This window comes from Cupriavidus sp. PB-02, assembly GCF_058252315.1.
In genome coordinates, this window is record NZ_CM177695.1 from 1230410 (window position 1) to 1245688 (window position 15279).

Below are 15279 nucleotides of genomic sequence, written 5' to 3' on the forward strand. Positions count from 1 at the left end.
GCCTCGAATTGATGCGTCAATCCACGCAGGCGAGTACTGTCCGGAGCTACCCTCAAGTGTCCAGGGTCACGCTGGAACAGACCCAAAGAACCTTCGCATCCTGATCCCCGGCAGAAATGCAGGCATGGCCCATAGCGCTGTCGAAGTAGCAGGAGTCGCCAACGGAAAGAGTCAGGGGAGCGTAGAAGTCAGTATGGCCGCTGAATTCTCCGCCAAGAACAGTAATGGCAGGGCCATCCATTCGGCGCTTGCGTTAAGCGCAGCCCGCCATCCCCGTTCTCAGAGTGTTGATATGAAGCCCGAAGTCAACTTGGGGTCGCGGTCGATACGGCCCTGAGCACCAAGGTCGCATACGCCGCAAAGCAACTTGGCTGTTCGACCGACCTTATCGAAGGGCTGGCCACTCGACAAGGCTACCGTGAAGCGCTGAACCGAAGCCACGTATGGCACCTCGAATGTGGCCACGTCCTCCGGTGCCGGTGGCTGGCTTGTTCGGCCCTGACGACTCTTGCCGGACCTATTGCGGTCACGATTCCAGCGTCTGCCGACGCTGACGGGCAATCAAGCAGTCTCGGTCGAGAGTGTCGTAGCCCCGGTGCGGGCCCTTTTTATCGATCGTGCGACGGCATCCGCCATGTCGGAATGCCGTCCTCGAAACTATCGAACCACTCCCGGATCGCGTCGGCCACAAAGCTTGGATCACAAGTAGCGACATCCGGGACGCATGCGTGAATGAGGCCTTCCACGTCAAAACGTCGTTCCGCCTGAGCCCGCCAGGCGTCGCGGTCGCGGGCAAGTATAGCGAGATGCTGGTCTCGGAGCGGGGTGTAACGCATGGCTCAGACGGGGAATGGAGTTGCCCGGTATTGACGGCCACGTCGCCGATTTCTTGAACAGCTCGCTGCTTACGTCGACCAACGGAAACCGGAAACGCCCAGGTCTTGGCTCAGCGTCACGGGATTGCACGCCAGTCCGCCTAATTCCGGATTTCCAGTCCAGCAAAAGCGCACGTAGTCCGGCTAATTCCGGTTTCCTACACACCCCGCGCCACCCTGCGTCGCTACCCCTTGCGCTCACCACCGATACTGTATAAATATACAGGTATCGTAAACATCCTAAATCCTCGCCCACTGGCGAGCGATGCCAACTTCACATGACTGCGCAATCGTACGCAGCCCCACCCACGGCGGCGGAGGGATTTCTCTTCCCTGCGCCGACCCCAGCCGCGCCAGTCCCGGCCACGCGCCAGCAGGCGCTGTCGGCGCTCGAGCAGCGCTACCCCGGGCTCTGGCGGGCCGGCCAGCTGGGCCGTGCCGGCAGCGAGTCGGTATGCCCGACCGGGTATGACGCGCTGTCGGCGGAGCTGCCGGGCGGCGGCTGGCCGGCGGGCGGGCTGACCGAGCTGCTGACCACGCAGGGCGGGGCGGGCGAGCTGCGCCTGCTGCTGCCGGCGTTGCGCACGCTGGCCGGGGCAGGGCGCCGCATCGCGCTGGTGGCGCCGCCGTACCTGCCCAATGCGATGGGGCTGGCGGCGGCCGGGCTGCCGGCGCGCCAACTCTACTGGGTGCGCCCACCCGCCGGCACCGCCAGGGCCGCGCAGGCCGACATGCTGTGGGCGGCCGAGCAGGTGCTGCGCAGCCAGGCCTTCGGCGGCGTGCTGGTATGGCTGCCGACGGCCCGGCCCGAGGCGCTGCGCCGGCTGCAGGTGCTGGCGCAGGGCGGCGACGCGGTGGTCTGGGCGCTGCGCCCGGCCGCGGCGCTGCGCGAGTCGTCGCCGGCGGTGCTGCGGTTGCTGCTGGCGCCGCAGCCCGGCAATAGGCTGTCGATCACCTTCCACAAGCGGCGCGGGCCGGTGCGGGATACCCCCTTGCTGCTGCGCCTGGACGGGATGGAAGCGGCCACGCGCACGGCCGCCTGGCCGTCGCCTGCGCGGGCGCCTTCGTCCTTGTCCTCTTCTCCGTCTTCTTCCGATGCCGTACTGGATCGCGGTGCACCTGCCGCGCCTGCCCCTGGACGCACTGCAGCCCACCTGGCCTGAGCCGGCGCCCGCCCCGGGTCCGTCCTCCGCCACCGGCACGCTGCACCATGCGCTGCCGGTGGCGGTGATGGCGCAGGAGCAGGTGGTGCTGGCCAACGGCCCGGCGCTGCAGCTCGGCGTGCGCTACGGCATGCGCCGCGGCGGCGTGCAGGCGCTGTCGGCGGATATCGTGCAACTGGAGCGCGAGCCGAACGCCGAGGCCGCGCTGATGGAGGCGGTGGCGCTGGCGCTGCTGCGTTTCACGCCGGCCGTGACCTTCGACGAGGAGCCGGAATCGGCCACGGTGATGCTGGACGTCACGGCCAGCCTGCGCCTGTTCGGCGGCCATCGCGCGCTGTGCCGCGCGGTGCGCGCCTGCGTGCGCCAGCTCGGCACCATTGCGCAAGTGGGTTCCGGCCCGACCGCGCACGGTGCCGCGTGGCTCGCGCGCCAGCCGCTGCGGCGCACGCGGCGCGGCGTGGTGCGGCCCGCGCGCCGGGCGGTGGGCATGGCACGCCTGCACCGGCTGCTCGACGACCTGCCGGTGCAGGCCCTGCATACGCTGGCCGACCCGGCCTGGCTGGACGGCATCGGCTGCCGCACGCTAGGCCAGGTGCGGCGCCTGCCGCGCGCGGGCCTGACGCGGCGGCTGGGCCCCGCGCTGCTGGCGCGGCTGGACCAGGCCTATGGCGACGCCCCGGTGCGCTTTGCCTGGTATGCGGCGCCGCCCGCGTTCGCGCAGCGCATGGACCTGCCCGGGCGCATCGAATCGGCCGAAGGCGTGCTGGCCGGCGCGCAGCGCCTGTTGCTGGCGCTGGCCGGCTGGCTGGCGGTGCAGCAGGCCGGCGTCACGCGCTGCGTGCTGGTGCTGGAGCACGAACGCTACCGGCGCGGCGTCGATACCGAGGGCACGCCCGTGCTGCTGGGCCTGGCCCAGCCCAGCCGCGATCCCACGCACCTGTCACGGCTGCTGCGCGAAAAGCTCGACAAGCTCAACTTCCACGCCCCGGTCACCGGCCTGGCGCTGCGGGTGGAGGCAATGGCCGCCTGCGTGCCGCAAAGCGATGCGCTCTTTCCCGAGCCCGGCGGCACGCCCGAAGACCTGGGCCGCCTGCTCGATACGCTGATGGCCCGCCTCGGCCGCGACAACGTGCTGCAGCCCCGGCCGCTGGCCGACCACCGTCCCGAGCGCGCCAACCGCTGGGGCCCGGTCGACGAGCCGCAGCCGGGCGGCAAGGCAGGCGCGCTGCCCGGCCCGCTGCCGGAGCGCCCGCTGTGGCTGCTGCCGCAACCGTTGCCGCTGCCGGTGCAGCAGCACCGCCCCTGCCACGGCGGGCCGCTGGCGCTGCTGAGCCGGCCCGAGCGCATCGAGGCCGGCTGGTGGGACGGCGCGCTGGCCACGCGCGACTACTTTATCGCCGAGCGCGCCGACGGCCTGCGCTGCTGGATCTTCCGCGAGCGCCCCGGTCATGCGGCGCAGGACGATGGCGGCGAATATCGCTGGTTCCTGCATGGGTTGTTCGCATGACGGTCCTGCCATCGCTGCCCGGCTTGCTGCCGGGTTTGCTTCCATCCCTGCCCGACTATGTCGAGCTGCACTGCATCTCCAACTTCACCTTCCTGACCGGCGCCTCGCACCCGGGCGAGTTGATCGAGCGCGCCTTTGAACTGGGCTACCGCGGGCTGGCACTGACCGATGAATGCTCGGTGGCCGGCACCGCGCGCGCGCACGATGCGATCCAGACGCTGCGCAAGCGCCTGCACGATGCGGTGGCGCGCAGCGCGGCACGCGGGGAGGAGGGCGTGGACGATCCGCTGCTCGACAACGATGACGAGGCCGCCGAGGACCACGATGATCCCCACGCGCACGCCAGCCGCCACCAGCGGCTGCAGGTGCTGGCCGCAGCCGCCGATGCCTTCTCGCTGCTGATCGGCAGCCGCTTCAGCCTGACCCCGGCCGATGGCTCGGAACGCCCGCCGCTGCGGCTGGTGCTGATCGCCCAGCACCGCGACGGCTTCGGCAACCTGAGCGAGCTGATCACGCTGGGTCGGCGGCGCGCGCAGAAGGGCACCTACCGCCTGCATCCCGAAGACCTGTCCGCGCCCGCGCCCGCCGAGGCGCACCTGCGTGGCATGCCCGGCTGCCTGGCGTTGCTGCTGCCCGACTATTGCGCCGATCCCGAGTTGCTGCGCGAACAGGCGCAGTGGTGCCGCGAGGTCTTCGGCGACCGCGCCTGGATCGCGCTGGAACAGCTGCAGGGCCACGCCGATGCGCTGCACCGCGCGCGCCTGGAGGCGGTCTCGGCGCAGACCGGCGTGCCGCTGGCCGCGGCCGGCGCGGTCACCATGCACGTGCGCTCGCGCAAGCCGCTGTCCGATGTGCTGACCGCGATCCGGCTGGGCCAGCCGCTGGCCGAATGCGGCATGGCGCTGGCGCCCAATGCCGAGCAGCACCTGCGCATGCGCCAGGTGCTGTCGCGCCTGTACCCGCGCGAGGCGCTGGTGCAGACGCTGAAGATCGCCGCGCAGTGCGATTTCTCGCTCGGGATGCTGCGCTATGAATATCCCGAAGAGCTGGTTCCGCCCGGCGAGACGCCGATCTCCTACCTGCGCAAGGAAGTCGAGCGCGGCATGCACGAGCGCTTTCCCAACGGCATGCAGCAAGAGTGGAAAGACCAGCTCAAAGAGGAGCTGGCGCTGATCGAGGAAAAGCAGTACGAACCCTTCTTCCTCACCGTGCACGACATCGTGCGCTTTGCGCGCGCCAACGGCATCCTGTGCCAGGGGCGCGGCTCGGCCGCCAATTCGCTGGTCTGCTTCTGCCTGTACGTGACCGAGGTCAGCCCCGAGCAGGCCAACCTGCTGTTCGGCCGATTCCTGTCGCGCGAGCGCGATGAGCCGCCCGATATCGACGTGGACTTCGAGCACCAGCGGCGCGAGGAAGTCATCCAGTACATCTACGAGAAATACGGCCGCCACCGCGCCGCGCTGGCGGCGTCGCTGATCACCTACCGCTCGCGCAGCGCCTTGCGCGACGTGGGCCGCGCGCTGGGCATCGATGCCAGCGTGGTCGAGCAGGTGGTCAAGGGCCAGGCCTGGTGGGATGGCGGCAAGGGCTTTGTCGAGAAGATCGCCCGCTATGGGCTCGATCCCGATTCGCCGGCGGTGCAGCAGTGGGCCAGCCTGACCGCGCAACTGCGCGGCTTTCCGCGCCACCTGTCGCAGCACGTCGGCGGCTTCGTGATCGCGCGCCACAAGCTGTCGCGGCTGGTGCCGATCGAGAACGCGGCCATGGCCGACCGCAGCGTGATCCAGTGGGACAAGGACGACCTGGAGTCGCTCGGCCTGCTCAAGGTCGACGTGCTGGCGCTGGGCATGCTGTCGGCGATCCGGCGCGCGCTGGAGATGATCCCCAACCCGGATCCCGAACGCGCCGCATTACCGACGCGGATGGAAGACATCCCCAAGGAAGACAAGCAAACCTACGACATGATCTGCAAGGCCGACACCATCGGCGTGTTCCAGATCGAGTCGCGCGCGCAGCAGTCGATGCTGCCGCGGCTGCAGCCGCGCAAGTACTACGACCTGGTGGTCGAGGTGGCGATCGTGCGCCCCGGGCCGATCCAGGGTGGCATGGTGCATCCCTACCTGAAGCGGCGCGAGGCCTTCCGCCGCACCGGCAAGCCACCGGTCTACTTCAACAGTGTCATCGAGAAGGTGCTAGGCCGCACGCTGGGCGTGCCGATCTTCCAGGAGCAGGTGATGCAGCTGGCCATCGACGCGGCCGGTTTCTCGCCGGGGCAGGCCGACCAGTTGCGCCGTTCGATGGCGGCCTGGCGCCGGCGCGGCGATCTGCGCCAGCACCAGGATGCGCTGGTGCGCGCGCTCACCGCCAACGGCTATCCGGAGTCCTTTGCGCTGGCGATCTGCAAGCAGATCGAGGGGTTTGGCGAGTACGGCTTCCCCGAGAGCCATGCGGCCAGCTTTGCCAAGCTGGTGTATGTCAGTTCCTGGCTCAAGTGCCACCATCCGTCGGCGTTCCTGTGCGCGCTGCTGAACAGCCAGCCGATGGGGTTCTATTCACCGTCGCAGCTGGTGCAGGACGCGAGCCGGCATGGCGTGCGGGTGCTGCCGGTGGATGTCACAGTGAGCCAGTGGGAGAGCACGCTGGAGCCGGCGGCGGAGGTCGATGTCGCGGACGCGCAGGCCCGCACCCGGCCACGCCAGCCGCAGCACCCGCTGATGCGCCTCGGCCTGAGCCGGGTCAAGGGCATGCGCGAAGAGGCCGCGCTGCGTATCGAGGAGGCACGGGCGCAGCGCCCGTTCGACAGCGTGGAAGACCTGGCGCTGCGCGCCGCGCTGGACCGGCACGATATCGATGTGCTGGCCGCGTCCGACGCACTGGCGCCGCTGGCCGGTCACCGCCGCCAGGCCCGCTGGCAGGCGCGCGCCGCGGCGAGTCATGCCGCGCATCGCGACCTGCTGTATGAAGCGCCGCCCGCCGAGGACGCGTTGGCACTGCCCGCACCCCGGCTGGGTGAAGACGTGGCGGCGGACTACGCGAGCCTGGGCCTGTCGCTCAAGTCGCACCCGCTGGCGCTGCTGCGCCACAAGCTGGCGGCGATGCGCTTTGCCACCGCCAGTCAGCTCCAGCGCTGCGCCAATGGCCGCCGCGTGCGCGCCTGCGGCATCGTTACCGTGCGCCAGCGGCCGTCCACGGCCAGCGGCACCATCTTCGCGACTATCGAGGACGAGACCGGCACCGTGAACCTGATCCTGTGGCCCGATCTGGTGGAGCGCCAGCGCAAGGAGGTGCTGGGTGCCACGCTGCTGGGCGTGGTCGGCACCTGGCAGCGCCAGGGCGAGGTGCGCCACCTGGTGGCCAAGGAGCTGGTGGACCTGAGCCCGATGCTGGGCCGGCTGATGGTGGGGAGCCGGGACTTCCACTAACGGTGTCCGGGCCGCTGGCACGGGGCTGCCCGCACCCGCTCAGAATTCGTAGTTGACCGAGAAATCGAACACACCGTTGGTCTTTTTGCGCGTGCTTGGCCTCCGGCGCCGGGTTGATATTGCCCATGCCGTCCAGGTGCGGCGAGTCGTTGTGCCCGCGCCGCCGCAGCCTCCATGCTGCACTTGGTGCCCAGCGCATTGATATGCGGATCGTCCTCGTCCACCACGCTGACGTCGATGGTGCCGATGTCGGCATTGACCGGCATGTGGTACTCGGCCAGGTTGGCGTTGGCGACGCGCCCGGTGGCCGGGTCCAGCTCGCTCTTCTCATGCAGCGCCATGCCGATGCCCCAGACAATGCCGCCCATCAGCTGGTTGTGCGCGGTCTTGCGGTTCAGCAGCCGGCGCCCGTCCGACAGCACCGTGCAGGCGCCGCACTGGCCGCGGTCGCAGCCTTTCTTGGTGCCGGTCAGGTGCATTACTTCGCGCAGTGCGTCGAGCAGGGTGGTGCGTGGTTCCAGTGGCAGGGTGTAGGGGTTGCCGTTGACCTGCAAGGTGACCGGGCGTGCTGCGGCGCCAGGGGGCAGGGCGGTGCTGCCGGGGGCAGGGGCCTGGTTCTCGGACATGCGCTGGCCTTTTGTGGAAGCTTCGGCACGGGGGGGCGATGCCGGGGATGTCAAAAGGCAGCAAGTTCGGTGCCGGGCACCGCGCGGAGCGCGCGGCGAGGTGGGCGCCTGGTGGGCGCGTCAAAACTCCACGGGCTTGTAGAAATTACGCTGCTGAGGGCGGCGCGTTGGAAAACAAAAAGCGGCGCACAATGGCGCCGCTTGGATGCGGAAGACGTCTGGAGGCCGGCTCAGCCCTTCAGCACGCTCCCAATCGCCTTTGCCACGATCCCCACATTGCGCTCGTTCAACCCCGCCACGCACATACGGCCCGAGCGCAGCAGGTACACGCCATGCTCTTCGCGCAGGCGGTCGGCCTGGCCGGCGGTGAGGCCGGTGTAGGTGAACATCCCGCGCTGGGTCAGGTAGCGCGACAGCGCCTCGCCGCTGACATGCTCACGCAGGTGACCGTGGATCGCTTCACGCATGCGCGCGATGCGGCCGCACATCTGGGCCAGTTCCTCTTCCCACAGCTGACGCAGCTCGGGCGTGGTCAGCACCTTGGCCACCACGCGCGCGCCGTGCGTCGGCGGGTTGCTGTAGTTGGCGCGCACCGCGCCGGTCAGCTGGCCCAGCACGTTGGCGGCTTCGCCGGCGGTGTTGCAGAACACGCTCAGGCCGCCGCAACGCTCACCGTACAGCGAGAAGTTCTTGGAGAACGAGTTGGCCACCAGGCAGGGCACGTCCTGCGCCACCAGTTCGCGGATGGCAAAGGCATCGTCTTCCAGCCCGGCGCCGAAGCCCTGGTAAGCCATGTCGACGAACGGCAGCAGCTCGTTGGCCTTGAGCAGCGCGATCAGCTGGCGCCACTGGTCCTGGTTCAGGTCCACGCCGGTCGGATTGTGGCAGCAGGCGTGCAGCAGCACGATGCTGCGCGCGGGGATGGCGCGCAGCGCGTCCATCATCGCGTCGAACTTGAGACCGCCAGTGGCGTCGTCGTAGTACGGGTAGGTGTTGACGGTGAAGCCCGCGCGCTCGAACACCACGCGGTGGTTCTCCCAGCTCGGGTCGCTGATCCACACCTGCGACTGCGGGTAGTAGCGCTTGAGGAAATCCGCACCCACGCGCAGCGCGCCCGAACCGCCCAGGGTCTGCAGCGTGGCGATGCGGCCGGCGGCGCGCGCCGGCGAGTCTTCGCCGAACACCAGCGCCTGCACCGCGCTGCGGTAGCCCACCAGGCCCGACATCGGCAGGTAGGGGCGCGGGCCCATGTCGGCCAGCAGCTCTGCTTCAGCCTTGGCCACGGCCTGCATCACCGGCAGGCGGCCTTCATCGTCAAAGTAGATGCCGATGCTCAGGTTGACCTTGTCGGTGCGCGGGTCCCGCTGGAAGTCCTCATTGAGCGAGAGGATCGGATCGCCGGGAAACGCTTCGATATGTGCAAACATGGGATGCGATGGAATTGGGTCGGGGGGGCTGCTGCCGCGGCACGGGGCGCCGCGCAGCCTGGATTCTAACCGGCGGCGCCCGCAACCTGCAGGCGCCGCCTTGCCGTTCAGCGCAGTTGCTGGGCGGCCACGCCGCTCTGCAGCGCGGCGGCGCTCTTCTTCTGGCGCAGCACGTAGCTCACGGCGAGCACGACCAGCCACACCGGGATCAGGTACACCGACAGGCGCAGGCCCGGCGTCAGGTACATCACCACCAGGATGCCGGCCAGGAACACCAGGCACAGGTAATTGGTCAGCGGATAGCCCCAGCTCTGGAAGCGGGTGGCCTGGCCGGCCTTGCGCTTGTCGGCGCGGAACTTCAGGTGGATCAGGCTGATCATGGCCCAGTTGATGATCAGCGCCGACACCACCAGGCCCATTAGCATCTCGAAGGCCTTGCCCGGCATGAAGTAGTTGATCACCACGCACGCCGCGGTGGCCAGCGCCGACAGCCCCAGTGCCGTCAGCGGGATGCCGCGCTTGCTGACCTTGAGCAGCGCCTTGGGGGCGTTGCCTTGCTGCGCCAGGCCGTACAGCATGCGGCTGTTGCAGTACACGCCGCTGTTGTAGACCGACAGCGCCGCGGTCAGCACCACTACGTTCAGCACGTTGGCGACCCAGTTGCTGTTCAGCGCGTGGAAGATCAGCACGAAGGGGCTGCCGCCGGTGACCACGTTTTCCCACGGGTACAGCGACAGCAGCACCGCCAGCGCGCCCACGTAGAAGATCAGGATACGGTAGATCACCTGGTTGGTGGCCTTGGGGATGGTCTTCTCGGGCGAATCCGCCTCGGCCGCGGTGATGCCCACCAGCTCCAGCCCGCCGAACGAGAACATAATCACCGCCATGGCCATCACCAGCCCGCCCATGCCGTTGGGGAAGAAGCCGCCGTGCTGCCACAGGTTGGCCACGCTTGCTTGCGGGCCGGCGTCGCCGGACATGAGCAGGTAGCCGCCAAAGCCGATCATGCCGATGATGGCCGCGACCTTGATGATCGAGAACCAGAACTCCATCTCGCCGAAGGACTTCACGCTCGACAGGTTGATCGCGTTGATGATCAGGAAGAAGGCCAGCGCCGACACCCAGGTCGGCATTTCCGGCCACCAGTACTGCATGTAGATGCCCACGGCTGAGAGTTCGGCCATGCTCACCAGGATGTACAGCACCCAGTAGTTCCAGCCCGAGATAAAGCCGGCGAAGTGGCCGCAGTACTTGTCCGCGAAGTAGCTGAAGGAGCCGGCGACGGGCTCGTCCACCACCATTTCGCCGAGCTGGCGCATGATGAAGAACGCCACGATGCCGGCGATCGCATAGCCCAGCAGGACCGAGGGGCCCGCCATCTTGATGGTCTGGGCGATGCCCAGGAAAAGGCCGGTGCCGATGGCGCCGCCCAGGGCGATCAGCTGGATATGCCGGTTCTTCAGGCCGCGCTTGAGCGTGCCGTCATTGCTGCTTGAATGCATTCAGTTGTTTCCTCTACCCATTCTCATGGAATGCGGGCCCGCGCCTCTGGCTGTTTGGAGTCGGACGCTTGGGCCGGGGACGTCACCGCCCCGCGCGGCAGGGTCACTGCCGCGAAGGAGGTGTGCGCGTTTCCGGAACCGGCTGGTGCCTGCAAGGCCGGTCAGGGAAGGCCGATGCCGGTCAGGCCTCGACCTTGAGCGTGCCGCGTTGGATCTGGTCGCGTTCCAGCGACTCGAACAGCGCCTTGAAGTTGCCTTCGCCGAAGCCTTCGTCGCCGCGGCGCTGGATGAACTCGAAGAACACCGGGCCGAGCGCGGTCTTGGAGAAGATCTGCAGCAGCAGGCGGGGCTTGCCGCCTTCCGTGGTGCCGTCCAGCAGGATGCCGCGCGACTTCAGTTGCTCGACGGGCTGGCCGTGGCCGGGCAGGCGCGTTTCCAGCGCTTCGTAGTAGTAGTCGTTCGGCGCGGTCATCAGCGGCACGCCTGCCAGTTGCAGGTTGTCGATGACTTCGATCAGGTTGTCGGTCAGGAAGGCGATGTGCTGGATGCCCTCGCCGTTGAAGGCCATCAGGAACTCTTCGATCTGGCCGGCGCCCTTGGACGATTCCTCGTTCAGCGGAATGCGGATTTTACCATCCGGTGCGGTCATGGCCTTGGAGGTCAGGCCGGTGTATTCGCCCTGGATGTCGAAGTAGCGGATTTCGCGGAAGTTGAACAGTTTTTCGTAGAAGTTGGCCCAGTAAGCCATGCGGCCACGGTAGACGTTGTGGGTCAGGTGGTCGATCAGCTTGAGGCCGTGGCCGACCGGGTGGCGGTCGACGCCCTCGATGAACTCGAAGTCGATGTCATAGATCGACTTGCCTTCCTCGAAGCGGTCGATCAGGTACAGCGGAGCGCCGCCGATGCCCTTGATCGCGGGCAGGCGCAGTTCCATCGGGCCGGTCGGGATCTCCACCGGCTGCGCGCCCAGTTCCAGCGCGCGGGCGTAGGCCTTGTGCGAATCCTTGACGCGGAAAGCCATGCCGCAGGCGCTCGGGCCGTGCTCGGCGGAAAAGTAGGCGGCGTGGCTGTTCGGCTCGCGGTTGACGATGAAGTTCACGTCGCCCTGGCGGAACAGCACCACGTCCTTGGAGCGGTGCTTTGCCACCAGCGTGAAGCCCATCTGCTCGAACAGCGGCTCCAGCACGTTGGGGGTGGGCGAGGCGAATTCCACAAATTCGAAGCCCATCAGCTGCATCGGGTTGTCAAACAGGTCGGCCATGGCTTTCTCACTAAAGGGGGAGGTTAAGTGATTGGATCGATGCGAGGCGGGCGGAGTTGCCGGGTGGGGCGACGGGCGGGCTCGCATCGGATATCGGGTATCCGGTTCAGCGTCCCGCGCCATCAGGGCTGGCGCCTGGAACGGAAGGCGGGGGCGGCAGGTTCGTGGTCATGGGGGCGTTCGGAACCGGTCAGTCGGGAAATATTATTGCAGTGGCGACATCGCAATAATGTGGTGCCACCGTCAGTCGTCGCAGCACAAAGCTATTGTCTGTCGTGCTGCTTTCCGCTGGCTTGGCATGCAGTGTATATTCTTGGCAGCAAAATTGGATTTCGTAAGCAACGCAGGGAAACCCTATATTATGAAATTTAATTTCGTGTAAATCTCAGAAGAGGAAATCGACATGCCTTCGATCGAGCTGGACCGTACCGATCGCCGCCTGCTGGGGGTCTTGCAGGAGCACGGGCGCGCTTCCAACCTGGAGTTGGCCGAGGCCATCGCGCTGTCGCCGGCGCAGACTTTGCGGCGCCACCGCCGCCTGGAAGAGGCCGGCCTGGTCAAGCGCTATGAGGCGCGACTCGACGCCGCCGCGCTGGGCCTGGGCGTGGTCGCCTTTATCCATGTGACGATGGAGCGGGGCCATATCCGCGACCTGTCCAACTTCAAGCGGCTGGTGGCGGAACTGGCGCAGATCCAGGAGTGCTTCTCGGTGACCGGGGATATCGACTACGTGCTGAAGGTGGTCGCCAAGGACCTGAAGTCGCTGTCGGACTTCCTGCTCGATACGCTGATGCGGATCCCGGGCGTCAGTGGCGTGAAGTCGAGCGTGTGCCTGGACGAGATCAAGTGCACCAGTGCCGTGCCGCTGGAGACGTAAGCGGCGAATAGCCCGATTTAGTGCGAAGCCTCCGGGTCCTGCCGGTCGCACTGGACGTTCATTTCGCGGCACACCGCGCACCAGGACGGTCGCGAACCCGGCTTGGCGCGGCAGCGGGCAGCATCGTCACCCTCGGGCGCTGCCGCCAGCACTGGCACGGCCACCCGGTACAGCGGCAACCCGCCGGCGCAAGCTCGTGCCACCGCTTCATCCAGCACCTGGAGACCGACCGGCTTGACGATCACGGCATTCATGCCGGCGTCCAGTGCCGCCTGGTGGTCTTCCGCCACGGCACTGGCCGTGCAGCCGATCACCGGCACGCAGCAGACCGCGTCCTCGCGCGCCCGCACGGCGCGCGTAAAGGCGAGGCCGTCCATCACCGGCATGGCGCAGTCGCACACGATCACGTCGAACCTGTCGGCGTCCAGCCTGGCCAGCGCTTCGCGGCCGCCGCAGGCGGTAGCCACCTGGTGGCCCAGGTGTTCCAGCTGGCGTTGCATTAGCAGTGCCGTGGTCGGTAAAGCGCACCGCATTGGAAACCAGGTTGGCCAGGATCTGCCGGAAGCGCAGCCCGTCGACTTGGTGCAGCGGCGCCAGGCCCGCACCCAGGTCGCTGCCAAGCGACAAGCCTTTCTGCGCAGCCACGGGGCCGAAGATCAACAGCGTGTCCTGCACCAGTCTCGCCAGCGCGGCCGGCGCGGGCTGGATGCGGAACTTGCCGGCCTCCATCTTGGACAGGTCCAGGATGTCGTCGATCAGCCCCAGCAGGCCCAGCGCCGACTTGTGCGCCGTGACCAGCTGCAGGCGTTCGTCCTCCGAAAGCCGGCAGCGCGCCAGCGTCAGTTCCAGCATGCCGGTGATAGCGTTCATCGGCGTGCGGATCTCATGGCTGACCGAGGCGAGGAAGGTGGACTTGGCCCGGTTGGCGGCCTCGGCCTCCGCCTTGGCCTGCGCCAGTTCGGCCAGCATCTCGTGGCGTTCGGTCAGGTCCACGCAGCCGCCGGCCAGCCCCTTGACGGTGCCGTCGGCACCGCGCAGCGGCGTCAGCCAGTTGAGCACATGGTGGTTGCGATCGCCCAGCCGCAGGCACCGGTCCTTGTGCAGCGGCGCGCCGTCTTCGAGCACCTTGCGATAGTCGCGCGCCACCTCGGCCATGTCGGTGACGATGGGGTGCACATGGCCCGGTGCGTCCAGCCCCTGACCGCGCAGCGTCTCGCGCGTGGCACCGACCAGTTCCTCATAGCTGCGGTTGCAGGTGATGAGCCGCAGCGAGGCATCGCGCAGGTAGACCGGTTGCGGAATGCCGTCGAGCAGCGCCGACTGGATCGCGGCCTGGTCTTTGAGCGCGATCTCGGCCGCGCGCCGCAGGCGCACCTCGCGATAGAGCATGACGATCCAGGCCAGCAGCAGCGGCGTCAGGAAGCACAGCACCGAAGCGGCCCACCACAGCATCCTTTGTGGGCGCTGGCCTGGGCCGGCGTGGTCGCAGCCGCGTGGAGCGACAGGTCGAGCAGCAGGAGGACGGCCCCGGCGATGGGCCAGGCGCGGACAGGTTTGGGGGAGCGGTCAGGCAAGCGGGGCGGCGAAGAGCGATGAACAGCCAACGATAGAAAGCCAACGATGGAAAACCGGAAGCGTCCGCGGCGCGGCAGGCGCGGCAGGCGCGGCGGACGCAGGTGTCCTCACTCTATGGGCGCGATCCCGCCCGCTGATTAAGACATATCTGAAATTGGCGTGGAAATTTCCGAATCGTATGTAGCGGTTGCCTGCGCAGCGACATTTCGGCCCATTCAGAAATTGCTGCATGGATTGCCGCCCGGCTGATGACGGGGTATTGGGGAAGAATCGTAGTGCTCCTCGGAAAATTCTGGTGCCTTCCGGAGCAAATGCTGAGCACAATGCTGTGACACCGCGCTGCGTGCCCGCTCTTCTGGACACCAAGGCGTTCGCTATGGAGTTCAAGCTGTGGCCACAATCCTGATCGTCGACGACCACCCCCCAGTGCGTGTCGTACTCAAAACGCACTTGTCGCAGGTGCTGGGCGTCACGCATGTCCTGGAGGCAGACAACGGCCAGGCCGCCATCGAGATCGTGCGGCAATTCGCCCCCGACGTGGTGATCCTGGATCTCGACATACCCAAGATCAACGGCCTGGAGGTCATCCCGCGCCTCAAGGCCATCCACCCCGGCGTGCGCATCCTGGTCATTTCGGGCCAGGACCAGAACACCTTTGCACCGCGCGCGCCAGGCGGGGGCGCACGGCTACGTCAGCAAGACCCAGGAACTGGCGGAAATCGTGCGCTGCGCAGAGTCGGTCCTGGCCGGCTATACCGTGATGCCGGAAATCGATCGCAGCAAGGTCGAGCATGCCGACGAGGATGCCCGCCTGGCCAGTCTCTCGGACAAGGAGCTGATCATCATGCAGATGCTGGCCAAGGGCATGACCAACAAGGAAATCGGCGAGACCCTGTTTATTTCCAACAAGACGGTCAGTACCCACAAGACCCGGATCATGGAAAAACTCGGCGCAAAATCGATCGTCGATGTCATCGATTTTGCGCGGCGCCACCATATTGCGATCGGCTAGCATGGCAAATCCGAACTGCTCTGCCGTGCGCC

9 protein-coding genes and 3 pseudogenes are annotated in these 15279 nt (G+C 67.4%); 5 read left to right on the plus strand and 7 right to left on the minus strand.

What is annotated here, in order from left to right:
• Positions 1-1153 precede the first annotated feature (1153 nt).
• The 3 genes from imuA to AC10V3_RS26400 are packed head-to-tail and all read left to right on the plus strand — an operon-like array spanning position 1154 to position 6967.
• Positions 1154-2038, plus strand: a complete 885-nt coding sequence (gene imuA / locus AC10V3_RS26390; protein ID WP_022538308.1) for a translesion DNA synthesis-associated protein ImuA — start codon at positions 1154-1156, stop codon at positions 2036-2038.
• Positions 1971-3545 carry a Y-family DNA polymerase gene (locus AC10V3_RS26395; protein WP_454752986.1) on the plus strand — a complete coding sequence of 525 codons (1575 nt, stop codon included), beginning with the start codon at positions 1971-1973 and terminating at the stop codon, positions 3543-3545. The genes imuA and AC10V3_RS26395 overlap by 68 nt, the downstream gene beginning before the upstream one ends.
• The gene (locus AC10V3_RS26400; protein ID WP_454752987.1) at positions 3542-6967 is read left to right on the plus strand and encodes an error-prone DNA polymerase; all 3426 of its coding nucleotides are present in this window, start codon (positions 3542-3544) and stop codon (positions 6965-6967) included. Before AC10V3_RS26395 ends, AC10V3_RS26400 begins: the two co-directional genes overlap by 4 nt.
• Here the strand turns inward: AC10V3_RS26400 and AC10V3_RS26405 are convergent.
• From AC10V3_RS26405 to hppD, 4 genes are all read right to left on the minus strand, one after another.
• Positions 6964-7593 (minus strand): (2Fe-2S)-binding protein, encoded by a 630-nt coding sequence (locus AC10V3_RS26405; RefSeq protein WP_022538311.1) that lies wholly within the window; start codon positions 7591-7593, stop codon positions 6964-6966. The two genes, AC10V3_RS26400 and AC10V3_RS26405, sit on opposite strands and share 4 nt — an antisense overlap.
• A 230-nt stretch (positions 7594-7823) precedes the next feature.
• On the minus strand, positions 7824-9020 hold the full coding sequence (locus tag AC10V3_RS26410) for an amino acid aminotransferase (protein WP_022538312.1): 1197 nt from the start codon (positions 9018-9020) through the stop codon (positions 7824-7826).
• Positions 9021-9127: 107 nt separating this feature from the next.
• Positions 9128-10522, minus strand: coding sequence for an amino acid permease (locus AC10V3_RS26415; RefSeq protein ID WP_454752988.1), 1395 nt, complete (start codon positions 10520-10522; stop codon positions 9128-9130).
• 181 nt (positions 10523-10703) lie between these two features.
• Positions 10704-11783 carry a 4-hydroxyphenylpyruvate dioxygenase gene (gene hppD / locus AC10V3_RS26420; RefSeq protein WP_022538314.1) on the minus strand — a complete coding sequence of 360 codons (1080 nt, stop codon included), beginning with the start codon at positions 11781-11783 and terminating at the stop codon, positions 10704-10706.
• A gap of 403 nt (positions 11784-12186) precedes the next feature.
• Between hppD and AC10V3_RS26425 the strand changes: the two genes are divergently transcribed.
• Positions 12187-12660, plus strand: a complete 474-nt coding sequence (locus tag AC10V3_RS26425) for an Lrp/AsnC family transcriptional regulator (RefSeq protein WP_022538315.1) — start codon at positions 12187-12189, stop codon at positions 12658-12660.
• Positions 12661-12677: 17 nt separating this feature from the next.
• Here AC10V3_RS26425 and AC10V3_RS26430 read toward each other — a convergent pair whose 3' ends face one another.
• From AC10V3_RS26430 to AC10V3_RS26440, 3 genes and pseudogenes are all read right to left on the minus strand, one after another.
• On the minus strand, positions 12678-12914 hold the full coding sequence (locus AC10V3_RS26430) for a hypothetical protein (RefSeq protein WP_454753571.1): 237 nt from the start codon (positions 12912-12914) through the stop codon (positions 12678-12680).
• Positions 12915-12920: 6 nt separating this feature from the next.
• Positions 12921-13193, minus strand: a pseudogene (locus AC10V3_RS26435) (response regulator); the annotation flags it as partial.
• 244 nt (positions 13194-13437) lie between these two features.
• Positions 13438-14112, minus strand: a pseudogene (locus AC10V3_RS26440) (PAS domain-containing protein); the annotation flags it as partial.
• Positions 14113-14625: 513 nt separating this feature from the next.
• On the opposite strand from AC10V3_RS26440, the pseudogene AC10V3_RS26445 reads away from it, so the two are divergent.
• Positions 14626-15247, plus strand: a pseudogene (locus AC10V3_RS26445) (response regulator).
• Positions 15248-15279: the final 32 nt, after the last annotated feature.